This window comes from Rhodococcus koreensis, from assembly GCF_017068375.1.
GTDB classification, from domain to species: Bacteria; Actinomycetota; Actinomycetes; order Mycobacteriales; family Mycobacteriaceae; genus Rhodococcus_F; species Rhodococcus_F koreensis.
In genome coordinates, this window is sequence record NZ_CP070609.1 from 8,475,587 (window position 1) to 8,492,119 (window position 16,533).

14 protein-coding genes are annotated in these 16,533 nt (G+C 64.7%); 9 read left to right on the forward strand and 5 right to left on the reverse strand.

The window, feature by feature from the left end:
* Positions 1–204 precede the first annotated feature (204 nt).
* Entirely contained in the window at positions 205–687 is a 483-nt protein-coding gene (locus tag JWS14_RS38595) for an Lrp/AsnC family transcriptional regulator (RefSeq protein WP_206015512.1), read from the reverse strand.
* Between the two features lie 473 nt (positions 688–1,160).
* Between JWS14_RS38595 and JWS14_RS38600 the strand changes: the two genes are divergently transcribed.
* The 3 genes from JWS14_RS38600 (at position 1,161) to JWS14_RS38610 (ending at position 4,901) form a co-directional block, all read left to right on the forward strand.
* Positions 1,161–3,497: a transketolase-like TK C-terminal-containing protein gene (locus JWS14_RS38600; RefSeq protein ID WP_206015513.1), complete on the forward strand. Its 2,337-nt coding sequence runs from the start codon at positions 1,161–1,163 to the stop codon at positions 3,495–3,497.
* A gap of 16 nt (positions 3,498–3,513) precedes the next feature.
* Entirely contained in the window at positions 3,514–4,623 is a 1,110-nt protein-coding gene (locus tag JWS14_RS38605) for a 2-oxo acid dehydrogenase subunit E2 (protein WP_206015514.1), read from the forward strand.
* A 65-nt stretch (positions 4,624–4,688) separates the two neighbouring features.
* Complete coding sequence (locus JWS14_RS38610) at positions 4,689–4,901, forward strand: hypothetical protein (RefSeq protein WP_241031575.1); 213 nt, start codon at positions 4,689–4,691, stop codon at positions 4,899–4,901.
* 608 nt (positions 4,902–5,509) lie between these two features.
* Here JWS14_RS38610 and JWS14_RS38615 read toward each other — a convergent pair.
* On the reverse strand, positions 5,510–6,361 hold the full coding sequence (locus tag JWS14_RS38615; protein WP_206015516.1) for an Lrp/AsnC ligand binding domain-containing protein: 852 nt from the start codon (positions 6,359–6,361) through the stop codon (positions 5,510–5,512).
* Positions 6,362–6,547: 186 nt separating this feature from the next.
* On the opposite strand from JWS14_RS38615, the gene JWS14_RS38620 reads away from it, so the two are divergent.
* From JWS14_RS38620 to hisC, 6 genes are all read left to right on the forward strand, one after another.
* Positions 6,548–7,978 carry an IS1380 family transposase gene (locus JWS14_RS38620; protein ID WP_206013571.1) on the forward strand — a complete coding sequence of 477 codons (1,431 nt, stop codon included), beginning with the start codon at positions 6,548–6,550 and terminating at the stop codon, positions 7,976–7,978.
* A gap of 406 nt (positions 7,979–8,384) precedes the next feature.
* Positions 8,385–9,737, forward strand: a complete 1,353-nt coding sequence (locus JWS14_RS38625) for an MFS transporter (RefSeq protein WP_083395529.1) — start codon at positions 8,385–8,387, stop codon at positions 9,735–9,737.
* Between the two features lie 8 nt (positions 9,738–9,745).
* Complete coding sequence (locus tag JWS14_RS38630; RefSeq protein ID WP_206015517.1) at positions 9,746–11,092, forward strand: amidohydrolase; 1,347 nt, start codon at positions 9,746–9,748, stop codon at positions 11,090–11,092.
* 74 nt (positions 11,093–11,166) lie between these two features.
* On the forward strand, positions 11,167–12,435 hold the full coding sequence (locus JWS14_RS38635; RefSeq protein WP_420855153.1) for an amidohydrolase: 1,269 nt from the start codon (positions 11,167–11,169) through the stop codon (positions 12,433–12,435).
* Between the two features lie 159 nt (positions 12,436–12,594).
* Positions 12,595–12,879: a hypothetical protein gene (locus tag JWS14_RS38640; RefSeq protein WP_206015518.1), complete on the forward strand. Its 285-nt coding sequence runs from the start codon at positions 12,595–12,597 to the stop codon at positions 12,877–12,879.
* Positions 12,880–13,004: 125 nt separating this feature from the next.
* The gene (gene hisC / locus JWS14_RS38645) at positions 13,005–14,162 is read left to right on the forward strand and encodes a histidinol-phosphate transaminase (RefSeq protein ID WP_206015519.1); all 1,158 of its coding nucleotides are present in this window, start codon (positions 13,005–13,007) and stop codon (positions 14,160–14,162) included.
* Positions 14,163–14,294: 132 nt separating this feature from the next.
* Here the strand turns inward: hisC and JWS14_RS38650 are convergent, their stop codons facing one another.
* From JWS14_RS38650 to JWS14_RS38660, 3 genes are all read right to left on the reverse strand, one after another.
* Complete coding sequence (locus JWS14_RS38650) at positions 14,295–14,906, reverse strand: nuclear transport factor 2 family protein (RefSeq protein WP_206015520.1); 612 nt, start codon at positions 14,904–14,906, stop codon at positions 14,295–14,297.
* A gap of 69 nt (positions 14,907–14,975) precedes the next feature.
* Positions 14,976–16,199 (reverse strand): NAD(P)/FAD-dependent oxidoreductase, encoded by a 1,224-nt coding sequence (locus JWS14_RS38655; protein WP_206015521.1) that lies wholly within the window; start codon positions 16,197–16,199, stop codon positions 14,976–14,978.
* Complete coding sequence (locus JWS14_RS38660) at positions 16,196–16,519, reverse strand: 2Fe-2S iron-sulfur cluster-binding protein (protein WP_206015522.1); 324 nt, start codon at positions 16,517–16,519, stop codon at positions 16,196–16,198. The genes JWS14_RS38655 and JWS14_RS38660 overlap by 4 nt, the downstream gene beginning before the upstream one ends.
* Between the last annotated feature and the right edge of the window lie 14 nt (positions 16,520–16,533).

Here is a 16,533-nt window from a genome sequence, read left to right on the forward strand (position 1 = left end):
TGGCTTCGCGGCCTGCCGGACATCCTCGGGATCGGAGGATGGTGCGCAAGAAGGGTGCAGTGCTCGCGGATGGGTGAGCACGAGTGCCGAGTGAAACACGAACTTCGTTCGACGGCAATCGGCTCCAACGAGTTTCAGCAATCTGCGCGAAACCTCCGCGTCGAGGCGCGTGACCGTGGGCAGAATGCCCAACGCGAGTTGAGATCAGGACGGATTGGCGAGTGAGGTCAGCAGCTGCGTCACGCGGTAGTCGACTAGCTTGCGCATTACGAGAGAAGTGGTGGTCTGCTCGACGCCGTCGATGTCGAGTATGCGGCCGGCGATGCGGTAGAGGTCGTCGGCGTCGCGGGCGACGACATGTACGAGAAGGTCTGTGGCGCCACTGAGCCCGTGCACCTCGACCACTTCGGGAACGTCGTCGAGGGCGTCGGCGATTCGGGTCAGTTTGCGCTGGGTGACGCTGGTCAGAATGAACGCGGTCAGCGGGTATCCCAGCGCACCGGGGTCGATGCGGCGCTCGAATGACTGCAGCACACCCTGCTTCTCGAGTTTGCCGAGGCGCGCCTGGACCGTGTTGCGGGACAAGCCGGTCTTGTCGGCAAGGGCGATCACCGTGGCCCGGGGTTCCTCTGTCAGGGCAGCGAGGATCTTCGCGTCGATCGAATCGACGGTGGTCGTGGTGGGCATTCTGCCAACCTCCAGCAGGGTCCATGAGTGGATGGTTCGCAGAATGCTGAAATTCTGCGGTCGGTATTGCGGAAGTGTATGCCGGTGGTCGACTGTAGCGGGAGATCTGCACATGAGATCGCAACACACGGACGGTGCCATGCCGCCCGCAGGTCGGTTCGGTGCCCACAGGTCCGACTACCCGTCACCACCTCTCCGCCTCGCTCATGACCTGGGCGCCGCGGAAGTACCGGCCTCTTGTGGTTCTCGACGTAACACCGAGGCAACGATCGCAACGGTGGACACAGTTCGTCTAGTGGACGGCTCATCGCGCAAACCGGCTAGTTGCGACCGTGGACCGGCCCTAGCGTAAGACTCGAGCGTGACCTAGGTAACAACCCGTCGTAGACCGCACCACGGTGAGGCCTTCTACCGACCAAGAGATATCGAAAACACACCCGCAGCCCCGCTGCGCTACAGCCAGGAAGTGACCCATGACCGCGACGACCTCGTCCGCCGACACGCACGCCCCGATCGCCGGTGACAACTTGGAAACGCTGCGTGACATCGAGCAGCGCGTGTTGTGGCTCTCGACCGCAATGATCCACCACGCCAACCGGGTTCGCCCGAACCCGACGGGCCTGAAGGTGGGTGGGCATCAGGCGTCGTGCGCGTCGATCGCGACCATCATGACCTCGCTGTGGTTCGAGCAGCTCCGGCCGGGGGATCGGGTGTCGGTCAAACCCCACGCCTCCCCGGTGCTGCACGGCATCAACTACCTGCTCGGCGAGCTGGACGAGAAGTATCTGACGACGCTGCGGGAGTTCGGTGGCCTCCAGTCGTACCCCAGCCGGTCGAAAGATCCTGATCCGGTGGACTATTCGACCGGTTCGGTCGGCATCGGCGCGACCGCCCCGATCTGGGGTGCCATCGCCCGCCGCTACGTCGACACCACCATCGGCGGCGCCGGGACGGGCCGGCAGTACTCCCTCGTCGGCGACGCCGAACTGGACGAGGGTGCGGTCTGGGAGGCGATCCTCGACACCTCCGTCGCCGAACTCGGTGAGATCGTGTGGATCGTCGACCTGAACCGGCAGTCTCTGGACCGGGTGGTGCCGAACATCGCCGCGGGCCGGCTCGAATCGATGTTCGCCGCCGCCGGGTGGCAGGTGCTCACCGTGAAGTTCGGAACCCTGCTGGAGTCGCTGTTCACCCGGCCGGGTGGCCCGGCGCTGCGTTCCCGGATCCTGGACATGCCCAACCCCGAATACCAGCGGCTGCTGCGCTGTGACGCCGAGGAGTTGCGGCTGAGGCTTCCTGGTGCTGATGGGGACGCGAAGGCTATCACCGAGTTGATCAGTGAACTCGACGACGACACCCTCCTCGCGGCTATCCGGAACCTCGGCGGCCACGACCTCGACGCCCTCCGCGCGGCGTACGGGCAGATCGACGACACCCGCCCCACGGTGATCATCGCCTACACCATCAAGGGCCGCGGCCTGCCCACGCAGGGGCATCCGCAGAATCACTCCTCGCTGCTGACCGTCGAACAGTACGAACAGCTCGCCGCCGAACTCGGGATGGACCCGAACGATCCGTGGGCCCGGTTCGACACGGACAGCACCGCGGGCCGCGTCTGCGCCGCCTCCGCCGAATGGCTCACCCGCGAGCCCGTCGAACCGGCAACCCCGCCTTCGGTGCCGGCGGACATCGGCCGCACCCCGTCCGGGACGTCCACCACCCAGGCCGCCCTGGGTCGCGCGCTGCTGGACCTGTCCCGGGAGGCCCCGGAGGCGGCGAAGCGGGTGGTCACGGTCAGCCCCGATGTCTCCTCCACCACCAATCTGGCGGGGTGGCTGAACAAGGTGGGGGTGTGGTCGCCGAACGAGCGGCGCAACTGGTTCGACGACGACGCCGAGACGATCATGCACTGGCGGGAGAAGCCCACCGGGCAGCACATGGAACTCGGCATCGCGGAAACCAACCTGGTCGGGTTGATGGGGGAGCTCGGTGCCACCTGGAGTCGGTGGGGGCAGCCGCTGTTCCCGATCGGGGTGATGTACGACCCGTTCGTCGAACGCGCCCTCGAACCCTGGTCGTACGGGATCTATGCGGGTGGGCAGTCGATCCTGGTCGGCACCCCGTCCGGGGTCACCCTCGCGGCGGAAGGTGGGGCACACCAGTCGATCAAGACCCCGTCGATCGGCCTCGAGCAACCCGGGTGTGTGAGTTACGAGCCGGCGTTCGCGATCGATGTCGAATGGACGTTGCTCGACAGCATCTCCCGGTTGGGCCGCCCGGACGGTTCCTCGTCGTATCTGCGCCTGTCGACCCGACCGGTCGATCAGACCCTCGCCGCCGTGCCGTCGGATCCCGCCGCTCGGGAACGCCGACGCCGTCAGGTGGTCGCCGGCGCGTACACGCTGCGGCACACCGACAATCCGGCCGTGACGCTGGTCGGGATGGGTGCGATGATCACCGAAACCCTCACAGCCGCAGACCGGTTGGCCGAGCAGGGCATCGCCGCGGATGTCGTGTGTGTCACCAGTCCCGGGCTGCTGTTCGAGGCGGTGCAGGCCCGTCGAGGGCTCGCCGACGGGCCGTCGTGGATCCTCGACCAGGTGTTCCCGGTCGATCGGGCGGCGCCGATGGTGACCGTCCTCGACGGGCACCCGCACACCCTGGCGTTCCTGGCCGGCATCAACCACGTTCCCGGTGCCGCGCTTGGTGTCAGCCGGTTCGGGCAGGTCGGATCCCTCGACGACGTCTACCGCTACCACGGCATCGACACCGACAGCATCCTCCGTGCCGCCCTCAACCTCGTCGACTGACCCCGAAAGACGTGACATGACCACAACCCACAACGGCACCGCGATGGTATTGCCGTCACTCGGCGAGAATGTCACCGAGGCGACCATCACCCGCTGGCTCAAATCCCCCGGTGACCGCATCGAGCACGATGAACCGTTGCTCGAGGTGGCCACCGACAAGGTCGACACCGAAATTCCGTCCCCCGCAGCCGGCATTCTTCTCGAGATCGTCGCGCAGGAAGACGCGCTGGTCGAGGTTGGTGCGGTGGTCGCGGTGCTCGGCGCGGAGGAAGGCGCCGCCGCGGCCACACCGGCTCCGGCTCCGGCCCCCGTGGCCACGCCGACCCCGGCACCGGCAACGGACCCCATCCCGCAACCCGCCCCGACGCCGGCACCGGCACCGGCATCGACCGTTGCGCCGGCAGTCGGTGGCGATCGGGTGGAGAAGCTTCCCCGGATTCGCCGCACCATCGCCAGGCGGATGGTCGAATCCCTGCAGACATCAGCGCAATTGACCACCGTGGTCGAGGTCGACGTCACCGGAATCGCCCGGCTGCGCGGCCGGGAGAAGGCGGAATTCCACCGCCGGACCGGGGTGAAATTGTCGTTCCTGCCGTTCTTCGTCGCCGCCGCCGTCGAGGCGCTCGACGAGCACCCGGTGATCAACTCCTCGCTCGATGCCGACTGCACCGAGGTGACCTACCACTCGGCGGTGCACCTCGGGATGGCCGTCGACAGCGACAAGGGTTTGATGGTGCCCGTCATCGGCGATGCAGGTGCGCTACGCATCCCGGAACTCGCCCGGCGGATTGCCGATTCCGCGGACAGCGTGCGGTCGGGAACGATCCGCCCCGACGACCTGTCCGGCGGCACGTTCACCATCACCAACACCGGCAGCCGCGGGGCCTTGTTCGACACTCCGATCATCAACCAACCCCAGTCCGCCATCCTCGGCATCGGGACCGTCGTCGAACGCCTCGTCCCCACCCGCGGCGAGGGCGGAGCACTGCAGATCGAAGTCCGGTCGATGGCGTACCTGTCGCTGTCCTACGACCACCGCATCGTCGACGGCGCCGACGCCGCCCGCTACCTGAGCGCCGTCCGGCAGCGTCTGGAAGCCGGGTTCGACCCCTCGGAACTGCAGTGAGCACGCTGAGTTCGCGGACCAGCGCGGCGCTGGACGGGCGACCGGTCTGGTCTGACGCCGTTCGCATGGTTGACTTCGCAGCGCAGTGGATGTCGTTCGACGGGGGTGATGAGTACATCCTCCCCGAGTTCGGAATCGACCCCACGACCTACTACCGGCGGGTTCTCACGATCTTGCAGACTCCGCCCAGCCCGCCGCTCGACCCCGTGGATCGGCAGCGCATCGTCGAGCTCTGCCAGCAGAAACTCACGCTAGCCAAATCCCGACCTTTGTGGTGAACAACTCTCATCCTGTGCCCGTGTTACGCGCGCACAGGTTGAGAGATCGGCGTGTGCCGGCTCCAACCGGTGGGGGGCTCGGCCGGTCACGAATGCGTATTACACCCGAACGGGTTATGTGGTGTGGGCCCTGGTCGGAACGAAGGCGGTGCGGATTTCGCCGACGCCTCGATCCGACTGATCAGCGTCTCGAGGAGCCCATCGCCAGCCTCGACCGTGCGGACGACCAGCGATGGGGCGCCCGTGCATGCAGCCTCTTCGAGACCTCGGCCGTCTCGAGCTTGTCTGCATCAACAGAAAGTCGTCGCGAGCATGACAAGAAGATTCTTCCTGTGGACACGTTCCACTCCGGGATGCGACTACGAGGTGCTCACGCGACCAATGTCGACGAAGCGGTGCGTTTCGTGATCGGAGAATCGCCGCGTCCTCGAAATCATGATATCGATCGACGGAAAGAACACTGGCACCCACCGATCGACGACGCCGAACCTGCGTAACCGATGACAATATAACGATATTCGATCATCCGCATGATCAAAAACCAACCTCCTGCATCGAGTTCGCCCGCACAATCCCAACCAACGATGGCGGCCGCTCGGTCTGAGTATCTACGTGAGTCGGGTGTGCTCGCCACGGGATCGGCCGTCAGGATGCAGGAGCCATCCATTTCTCTTGCGGGTGCGAAGTGTCACCGAGCTGTCGGCGATCTCGCCGGGATGGAGTATCTGCTCCAGGCGTGCCTGAGTGGCCATCAGATCAGCCATATCGCTGACCCACGCCTGGACGGCGAAGTTCGACGGACCGGTGAGCGACATGCACATTCGGACGCTGCCGTCATTGCGTAAGTGAGCGATCGTCTCCTGCAGCTGTACACCGGGAAGGCGGCACCACCACGTCACTGTGATAGGCCACCGAGTGTGCAATTGCGCAACTTCACAGCGGATAGCCAGGTGTCGTGACGCCAGCACGGTGGTGAGCTGGCGACGAATTGTCGACGGCGGACGGCTCAGCCGTTCCGCCAATTCCGCAGCAGTGAAACGGCCATCGTAGGCGAGTTGCTCCTCCAGAGTGGCGATCCGGGATGAGATCGCCGATCGAACATTCGCGGGTTCCCCAACCGCCTTCGACTCGCGCAGCAAGGTCGTCACCGCGTCGCATTGGCTGGGATCCAGTGCGTCCAGACGCCACTGGCTTCCCTCCATATGCACGCGGACGGCCAGGTGTGTCCGCGAGGATGTCACACCGGGAATTCGATTCAACTCGTCGACGAGGAACGCGGCGAGGGTATCGAATGACGTGGCGCTCACGGTCAATAGCAGGTCCCGGCCGCGCGCGGCATGCTCGATCGCCACCACGTGTTCCATTCGCTCCAAGCGGGCAACGACATCGTCGAACAGATCTCTTGCGCAGTCCACTTCGACGAGCGCCACCGACGTGTAACCGCTGTACAGGCCGCGCACCGGGACTGTGGTGACCCACGCCAATCCGGCGTCGCGGAGCCGGCTCCAGCGGTTCGCCAGGGTAATCCTGGAAGCACCGATTGGTATGAGCGCGTGAGAGTGTCATAAAAGCGAAATGCCCTGTCGTAGTGGAAGAATGAGACTTCTCGAGGGTCAGATTCAGCCACGCGGAAGGACATCTCGCGGATGCAACTATCTCACACCCGACCCGTCTCGGCGGCGAGGTTCGACGATCCGAATTTGGTGGCGACCGCGGGACTGGTCCCGGTGATGGCGTTGGCGCAGGCCAGCGGCCTGCTCACGCTCGCCGATCAGCACCTGAGCGTGCCCACCGACAAAGGCGCCAACCCGGGCCGCAAGATCGGGTCCCTGATCGGCGGGATGGTCGCCGGCGCCGACAGCATCGCCGACCTGGCGATCCTGCGGCACGGGGCAATGGGGACCGTCTTCGACCGCCCCTATGCACCGTCGACGCTGGGATCGTTCCTCCGCGAGTTCACCTTCGGGCACGTGCGGCAACTCGACGCCGTCGCCTCACGGTTCCTGGGCGCTCTCGCCGAGAAGACCCCGCTGGTCAGCGGCATCGACACCGGGCGAATCATGGTCGATATCGACGACACGATCATCGAGGTCCACGGCCACGGCAAACAGGGCTCCGGATACGGCTACTCCGGCGTCCGCGGGCTCAACGCCCTGCTCGCCACCGTCACCACCGACACCTGCGCGCCGGTGATCATCGGTCAACGCCTACGCCGAGGAGCCTGCGGCTCCGCACGCGGCGCCGCCCGGATGGTCGCCGATTCGCTGGCCACCGTCGACCGGCTGCGTTCCCAGGCCGGCGGGGCGGACGGCCACGGCGCGTCGAAGCCCCTGGTCCGTGGCGACTCCGCCTTCTACGGCCATCCCACCATCAGTGCCGCGATTCGCGCCGGCGCCGATGTGTCGGTCACCGTGCGCCTGACCTCCACCATCAAACGTGCGATCGCATCCATCGACGACGAGTCCGCGTGGACACCCATCGAATACACCGACGCCCTCTACGACGAGGACACCGACACCTGGATCTCGCGGGCGGAGGTCGCCGAGATACCGTTCACCGCGTTCGCCTCGCAGAAGAAGGCCCACCAGATCCCCGGACGGCTGGTGGTGCGCCGCATCCCCGACCTGCGACCGCCCAAGGACCAGGGCCAGGGCACGTTGTTCGACATCTGGCGGTTCCACGCCTTCTTCACCACCACCGACCCCGACGACCTCGACACCGTCGACGCCGACAAGACCCACCGCCAACACGCCGTCATCGAGCAGGTGCACGCGGACCTGAAGAACTCCGCCCTCGCGCATCTGCCCTCGGGCCGGTTCGCCGCGAACGCCGCCTGGCTGGTCTGCGCGGTGATGGCGTTCAATCTGACCCGTGCCGCCGGCACCCTCACGGCTGACCCGAAGCTGACGAAAGCGACCACCGGCACCATCCGGCGCACCCTCGTCTCGGTCCCCGCCCGCATCGCCTCCTCCGCCCGACGGCTGACGCTGCACCTACCGACCGACTGGCCGTGGGAAACACCATGGAACACACTGTTCGACAGAACGTTCGGCCGCAATCACCCGATCATCGTCTAACGTCCGCGACACCTGCCCGCCCTCGACGCGAAAGAGCCAGTGGAACAACCCGACACGCAGGTCGGACGATCACCCACGTCCGTAACCAACTCGCTGCCGCACAACGAAACTCAGCACGGACACATCAGTCGATCGGTGGATTTAGGGTAATCGGGGAGGCGGCCAGGATCGGAGCGAGTGCGCTCCAACTCGCACGAGGCCAAATCTGGAGGGCATGGATGAGCGCCAGGTCCTCCTCCGAGAGGGCACTTTGCACGATCTCGCCATCCTTCCGCTGTCGAATGAGCATATCTATCGATTCTCGGGCTCAGTGCGGCCTCGCGATGCAGTATGACGCAATCGCCATTCGCACCGTCGCGAACCCACACTGCCTGACTCCGAACTTCCGAACCTTGGAGGCGTCCCCATGGACCCACATGACGAGACCGTGATTCTGGAACCCGGCCGCTCACCGAGCGCCGAGACGAACGATCATGCCGCACCCGCCGAAGCGCAACGCCGGCCTAGATCCGCCAGGACACTGGTGAGCCTGGGAGCAGGCGTTGCAATCGAATGGTACGACTGGAGCGTCTACGCCACGTTCTCGGTGTTCTTTGCTGCCCAGTTCTTCTCGGGGACTGGCAGCGCGGCTCTGCTGAAGACTCTCGCCGTTTTCGCCGCGGGCTTCATCGCCCGACCGATCGGGGGTTTCGTGTTGGGCTGGCTGTCGGATCGGCGGGGCCGGAAGTTCGCGATGATGTGGTCGATCAGCCTCGCCGCGGCCGGCAGCCTGCTCATCGGCCTCACACCCACGGCGGCGTCGATCGGCGTCCTGGCACCGATCGTCCTGGTCTCCGCCCGGCTGCTCCAAGGTCTGGGAACCGGCGGCGAAGTGCCGACGGCGCAAACCTATCTCGCCGAGGCCGCACCACCGCGAACACGGGGCCTGTGGTCGAGCTCGATGTACATCTCCATTTCAGTTGCCGTGCTCTTCGGCACGCTACTCGGAGCATTACTGAGCGAACTGCTAACGAAGGACCAGATGTTCGCGTTCGGTTGGCGAATCCCGTTCCTGATCGGAGGTGCGCTCGGGCTCGTCATCTTGATTCTTCGTTCCGCCCTCCCCGAGACGGAAGCCTTCGAGAGCACCCAGTCGGACGACTCACACCAGGCGAGCGATTCGATCTGGAAAGAGATCCGTCGGCGCCCGAAGTTGCAGGTACGAGTCGTCTGCTTCTGCGTCGGGGGAACGGTCATCTACTACGTGTGGGCCGTGGCGACACCCGCGTTCGCCATCGCCGAACGGGGGATCAACCCGACATCGGCACTGTGGATGGCCTCGATTGCGATGGTGCTGTTCATGATCGCACTTCCGCTCTGGGGGGCACTGTCCGACAGAATCGGTCGACGTCCAGTCCTATTGACTTCCTTCCTATCACTCATCGCCTTGATGTTTCCGCTGAACTGGTTGATCCAAGGAAGTGCCTGGCAATTGCTTCTCGCGATGGGCATCGCACTGATCTTCATCGCAGGTTTGGCCTCGATCACGCCAGCCGTAATCGCGGAGATGTTCCCCACGAGAATTCGTACGACAGGCGCCGCCGTCCCGTACTCCATCGCCACCGCGATCTTTGGCGGAACTGCCCCGTACCTGCTCTCCCTGTTCGACCAACTGCACATGCCCGCAGCCTTCAACCTGTACGTGATGGGCCTGATGGCTGTCTCGGCCATCACGGTGTGGTTTATGCCCGAGACCCGCGCAATCTCACTCGACGACTAGGACACCTCATGCAGAAGACACTGACTACGAACGCGACCCACACAGAGCTCAAGGCAATGGCGATCGCCACAATCGACGAGCAGACCAACAGAATCGTTGAACTCAGCCGCGAGATCCAGCGAAACCCCGAGGTCGGGTTCCGTGAACATGGAACGGCACAGCGGCTCGTCGAACAACTGGAGCACATGGGGCTCGATTATCGCACCGGTCTGGCCCGCACTGGTGTGAAGGCGCGCATGCGTGGCCGATCGGATCGTTTCACTGTGGCGATCCTCGGCGAACTGGATTCCGTCATCACACCCGATCACCCGCTTGCCGACCCGGATACCGGTGCCGCACACGCGTGTGGCCATCACATCGAGATCGCAGCCATGATCGGCGCCGCAATCGGTCTCCAAGCGGTCATGGAACACCTCGACGGCGACGTCGTACTCTTCGGCGTGCCCGCTGAGGAACTCATCGACGTGGACTGGCGACTGTCACTACGCGACGCGGGAGAGCTCGAGTTCGTCTGCGGAAAACCTGAACTCATCCGCCTCGGCGAGTTCGACGACATCGACCTCGGAATGATCACGCATCCCGGCACCAGCGGCCAGGAATCGCTGTTCGAAATGGACCATAGCTGGCTCGGCGCTATCTTGAAAAAGGTCCGCTTCCATGGGCTCACCGCCCACGCCGGCGAGAACCCGCACGAGGGGATCAACGCCCTCAAGGCGCTCACCCTCGCCATGACAGCCATCGACAGCCAGCAGGAGACCTACCGGGACGAAGACTCGATACGGGTGAGTCAACTCGTCGTCAACTCCGGCGACATGGTCAGCACTATCCCCGGAACAACCGATCTGGAAGTCATGATCCGAGGACGCTCAGTAGAGGCGATGCAGGACGCATCGGCGAAAATCGATCGCAGCATGCACGCCGGCGCCATCGCCGTCGGCGCACGCGTCGAAATCGACACCGTAGTGGGCTGTTTCCCCTTCGCACAGGACGAGCCACTGGTAGAAGTCGTTGACGCCAATGCCCGCACCCTCTTCGGTGACAGCGAGATCGACAGTCATGCTGGTGCGCATGGTGCGTCGACGGATTCCGGTGACTTGCAGATGCTCATGCCGATGGTGCTTCCCATCGTGCGCAGCGGTTGCGACGGCCTAATCCACTCCAAGGACTATCAGATCGACGATCACGTCCTCACGGCGGTCAACAACGCGAAACTGCTCGCGAGTAGCGTCATCGACCTGCTCTGCGACGGGGCCGCGAACGCTGCCTCGGTCATCGATCGGAGTGGACCCAAGCTCACCCGCGACGAGTACTTGACCATTCGCCGGAGCATGGAAACCAAGAAGACCTTCGGGTGACGAGAGCAAGGACACCAGTGGACACCGTGACAATAACGACCGTGCCCGTGCCCGGCGCGGCAGCCGCACACGCTGTGCAGGCTGTCTTGGAAGCTTTGCCGGACGTCCGCGGATGGCAGGAGGACTTCTACCGCGACGTCCACGCACACCCTGAGCTGTCGCACCGCGAGTACAAGACCGCGAAGGTGGCTGGGCGTCTGGACAGCTTCGGCTATCACGTCCACGAAGGCATAGGTGGCACCGGAGTAGTCGGCATTCTCCGCAACGGCGACGGCCCCGTTGTACTGCTCCGTGCCGAAATGGATGCACTGCCGGTCCTCGAAGCGACCGGACTGCCCTACTCGAGCACCGTCACCGACACCGATTCCCATGGAAACGAAGTTCCGGTAGCACACGTTTGTGGGCACGACATGCACACCACATGCCTTCTCGGCGCCGCCCAGTTGCTCGCGGACAGCCGCGAGCACTGGAACGGCACCCTGGTAGCACTCTTCCAGCCTGCGGAAGAGGTCGGTGACGGTGCCCGCCGCATGATCGACGACAACCTCGCCGCGATCATTCCTCGACCAGACGTCGCTCTGGCGCAACATAACTACCAGTTACCCGCCGGGCTGGTAGGCACCCGACCGGGGCCGGCTCTCGCGATAGCAGACAACATGCGGATCACCGTGCACGGGCGCGGCGGCCCGGGTTCGATGCCCCACACCACCATCGATCCGGTGGCTCTCGCTGCGATGATCGTTGTGCGACTCCACACCGTGGTGTCACGCGAAGTGCCACCCTCGGAAACGGCGGTGCTGACCGTAGGTAGCATCCGGGCCGGGAACAAGAGCAACGTCATCCCCGATCGCGCCGTCTTGGAACTCAACATTCGAAGCTACAGCGACCACACGCGAAAAACACTACTGGACGCCATCTACCGGATCGTCGCGGCAGAGTGCCAAGCATCAGCCTGCCCGCGAGACCCCGAGTTCATCCTGTTCGATCAGTTCCCCCTTACGGACAATGACGAGGCCACCACATCGCGGGTGGCGGACGCCTTCACCAGCTTCTTCGGTGACAGAGCGCAATCGATCAATCAGGTGCCCGCGAGCGAAGACTTCAGCGACATCCCCAACGCATTCGGTACTCCGTATACATATTGGGGCATCGGTTGCATCGACCCGGACACCTACCGCAAAGCTGCTGACGCCGGACGAATCGCGCAAGACATCCCGGCGCCGCACGCCCCCAACTTCGCGCCCGTGATCCAACCCACATGCGACACCGGCACCCAGGCATTGGTTGTGGCGGCGCTGGCGTGGCTCGGTGGTCGCGACCAACAGAATAGGGGCGTTGACTGATCACCGGCGCCACGCAGTTCGCCTAACGGACAGTTTATCTCGCAGACCGGCTAGTCGCCGCACGGCACCGGCTTCTACCGTTGGTCTTCAGCGTGGCCGAGGCTATCACCACACCAGGATGTGCATGTGAGGACCAAGAGTTGCCGAAACCCACACAGAATGAAAACGCACACCCTCAGCTTCATCCAGGAAGTGACCATGACCACGACGACCTCGTCCACCGATCCGCATGTCAATGCCAATGCCAATGCCAATGCCGATGCCAGGACGGACAGGTGTCGTGCCTCGATCGTGACGTTGATGCGGCGGTGGCGGCTAGAACGAAATTCATCGGCGCGCAACGCTCAACAGGTGATCGAGCCGGGCACTCGACTTGGTGAACCTGACGGAAAAGTGGCCCTCCCCACCATGGCGATGATGGAGGGGTATTCCTGCGTAATTTGACTTGATAACGGGATCGCAATCTCGAAGGTTGTACCGCGTTGCCGCAGCAACGGACTCGTCTTCCAGTGTGCGCATGAGCGCACCTGGTACACCCGGGTGCTGCCGACCCCATCGAGAGAGAAGAGATGAACGGACAGTCGAGCGTCGATGGATCCGCCGACGCCCAAGGCCCGCGGCGGACGGCCGGATGGACCCCCGCCCTCATTGCCGAGGGCGTCGGTCCCCGGCTGCGCTCCGTGCTTGCGGGGATCCCCACCTACGAGCCCGGCAGGCCCGCCCCGGTGGGCGAACGACCGGGCTGGAAGCTGTCCTCGAATGAGAATCCCTATCCGCCCCTGCCCGGTGTGTTGGATGCTGCAGTTGCCGCCGCAGGGCAGCTCAACCGGTACCCGGATCTGACCTGCGCCGCTCTGACTCGTGCTCTCGCCGAGCACTGGGACGTACCGATGGACCACATCGCCTTCGGAACTGGTTCGATCGGCCTGATCCAGCAACTGGTGCAGATCAGTGCCGAGTCGGGGGACGAGATCATCTACGCCTGGCGTTCGTTCGAGTCATACCCGATAGTCGCCGAGATCAGTGGCGCCCGCTCGATCCAGGTGCCACTCACCGAGGACGAGGCGCACGACCTCGACGCAATGGCCGACGCGGTCACCGACCGCACGCGGCTGATCTTTCTGTGCACCCCGAACAACCCGACCGGTCGAGTGCTGCACCGGACGGACGTGGTTCGATTTCTGGACCGGATACCGGAGCAGGTGCTGGTGGTGATCGACGAGGCGTACGTCGAGTTCGTCCGCGATCCCGACGCTGTGAACGCGCTGGACATGTATCGGACCCGGCCGAACGTGGTTGCCCTCCGCACCTTTTCCAAGGCATACGGTTTGGCCGGGTTGCGCATCGGCTATGCGGTCGCGCATGAGCCGGTGGCCGCGGCGCTTCGCAAGACCGCGGTGTCATTCGGGGTGTCCACGATCGCTCAAAGCGCCGCTCTCGCCTCACTGCAGCGCGAGGACGAACTTCTCGAGAGGGTGTCGCGGCTTGTCGCCGAGCGATCTCGGATGCGTGAGGCATTGCTGGCACAGGGCTGGAGCGTGCCGGACAGTCACGCGAACTATCTCTGGCTTCGCCTCGGCGAACGCAGCGATACGTTCGCCGCCGCGTGCGAGGCGGCTGGGGTAATGGTGCGGCCCTTCGCCGGTGAGGGTGTCCGGATCAGTATCGGCGAGCTCGGCGGGACCGACGCCCTGCTTCGGGTTGCACAGGACTTTGCGCCGCGCTGATCGCGTTCAGCGCATTGGGTAGCGCCCCATTTCTCTCCAACGCGGCGCGGACCAGGTGCGGTGACGTCGACGGGCCGTTCCCGAGCAGAGCCTCGGAGAGCGGCCCGTCGATCGTCGCGGCTAACCGAGTGGTTACGTCGTGATGGCCGGAGTCTCCGCAGCCCAGGCGAAGCTGGTGCGGTAGAGGTCCTCGACCTCGTCCGACCGGTCGTCAGCGTACAGGTCTCCAGTGATGTCGTAACCACTCTGGACGAGGTAGTAGCCGAGGAACCGATAGGGCGCGCGGACGGCCGCGAGCGCGGCCCGGTCGATCTGTGGAATTTCCCCGGGCACGGTCGGAACAAGGCTGTCGCGTTCGTAGATCGGATCCAGGGACACGATCTGCCAGGTTCCGGCCGTCTTTTCGAGTCGGTAGATCAGTCGGGTGAACGAGGTGAGGTCTGCCTCGACTCCTCCGATGACGTCCCGGAATTCGATCCCGGCCGAGATCTCGACAACTGCCCGATCCCCGTGCACGGCGACGACCGGCGGGGACAGCCGGTGCGTGGCCTTCTGGCCTCGGCTGCTCATCTTCTGCGATTCGGCGACGAATTGAGCGCCGGTGCCCCGGAACCAACTGAGCCGGATGTGCGCCTCGGGGTGTATGCACTCGCGCATTCGGTCCCACCACCCGCGATCACGCGCCTGCCGTTCCCGGAGGACGATCTGGGTGACCTGTGTGACGTCATCGCTGTTGTCGTTCATGGCTGGACTCCTTCGGCAAGATGAAGTGGTAGCAAGTGATTGCGCCCCGGTTGGGGTGGCGCGGGACGGTTAGCCCGCGAGGTTGCGTGCCAGTGCACGTAAATCAACGGTCTCGTCTGCCTGGTCGGGGGTGAGGGTGCCACCCGCGCCGAGAATCTTGCGTACGGTCAGGTGCGTCACAGGGTCATTGATCGATTCGACGGCGGCAAGCTCGTTGCCGTGAAAGCGGAAGATGGAGAACTTGGTATCGGTGCCCCGGATGACGGTGCGATCAGAGCGTGCAGCATGGCCCACGATTTGCAGTTTCATGCCGAACTGATCGCTCCAGAAGTAGGGCACCGCACTGTACGTCCCGGTGTGCCCGTTGATCCGTCGGGCCACGTAGCGTGCCTGATCGACCGCGTTCTGTATTGATTCGAGGCGGATTCGGTCACCGCAGGGCACAGGGAAGTTTGCGCAGTCCCCGACCGCGGAAATCCTCGGGTCGCTGGTGGTCAGGTATTCGTCGACGACGACGCCGTTGGCGACATCGAGGCCGGCCGCCGCCGCAGGCGCGACGTTCGGCACGACACCGATACCGAGGACGACGACATCGGCGGCGAGGCGCTGCCCGTTCGAGGTGGTGACGGCGTGAACGCGCCCTGCGCTGCCTTCCAGTGCGGACACCGCAGTGGAGCAGATCACCCGAACGCCCTGCGCAGTATGCAACTCGGCGAGATGGGCTGCGGCGGTGGCGGACAGGGCCCGACTCATCAAAGTGGGCATCGCCTCGAGCACGGTGGCATCGGCGCCGCGCTTGCGGGCGGCGGCCGCAACCTCGAGTCCGATGAATCCACCGCCGACCACTACCACCCGGCAGCCCTCGCGTAGGTGTTCGCGGAGCGATTCGGCGTCGGCGCGGGTGCGCAGCTCCACCACACCTCCGAGGTCCCGCCCCGGTATGTCGAAGGGCCGCGGGGATGCACCAAGCGCCAGGACGAGATGGTCGTAGGCGAGGGGACGGTCGTCAGCGAGGACGACTCGGTGGGTGGTCCGATCGATCTGCCTGACCGGGATACCGAGGTGGGTGGCGACCTTGTGCTCGGTGTAGAACGCCGGCGCGCGCAGGCTCAGACTGTCCGGATGCGCTGTGCCCGCGAGATAGTCCTTGGACAGTGGTGGGCGGTGATACGGCAGATGGGGTTCGTCACCGATCAGGGACACGGCCCCGTCGAATCCGGACTCCCGCAGGGCGGCCGCGAGGTGGTGCCCTGCCGTGCCGGCGCCCGCGATGACGATGCGCGGTGTGTTCACAGCTGGGTCCGCGGTGTCTCGACGATCAGGCCGTCCAGCTCTTCGGACACGGTGATCTGGCAGGACAGCCGACTGGTCGGCCGAGATGGCTCCGAGGTGGATTCGAGCATTTCCTCCTCCATCTCGCCACGCTCGCCGACTTTCTCCATCCAGTCTTCGTGGACGTAGACGTGGCAGGTGGCGCACATCATCGACCCACCACATTCGGCGACGATGCCGACCACGTCACCCAACATGGCGGTCTGCATCAGGGTGGTCCCGGGGGAGGCGTCGACGACATCGTCGATGCCGTCGTTGTGGATGAACGTTACTTTCGGCATGACTGTTCTACCTT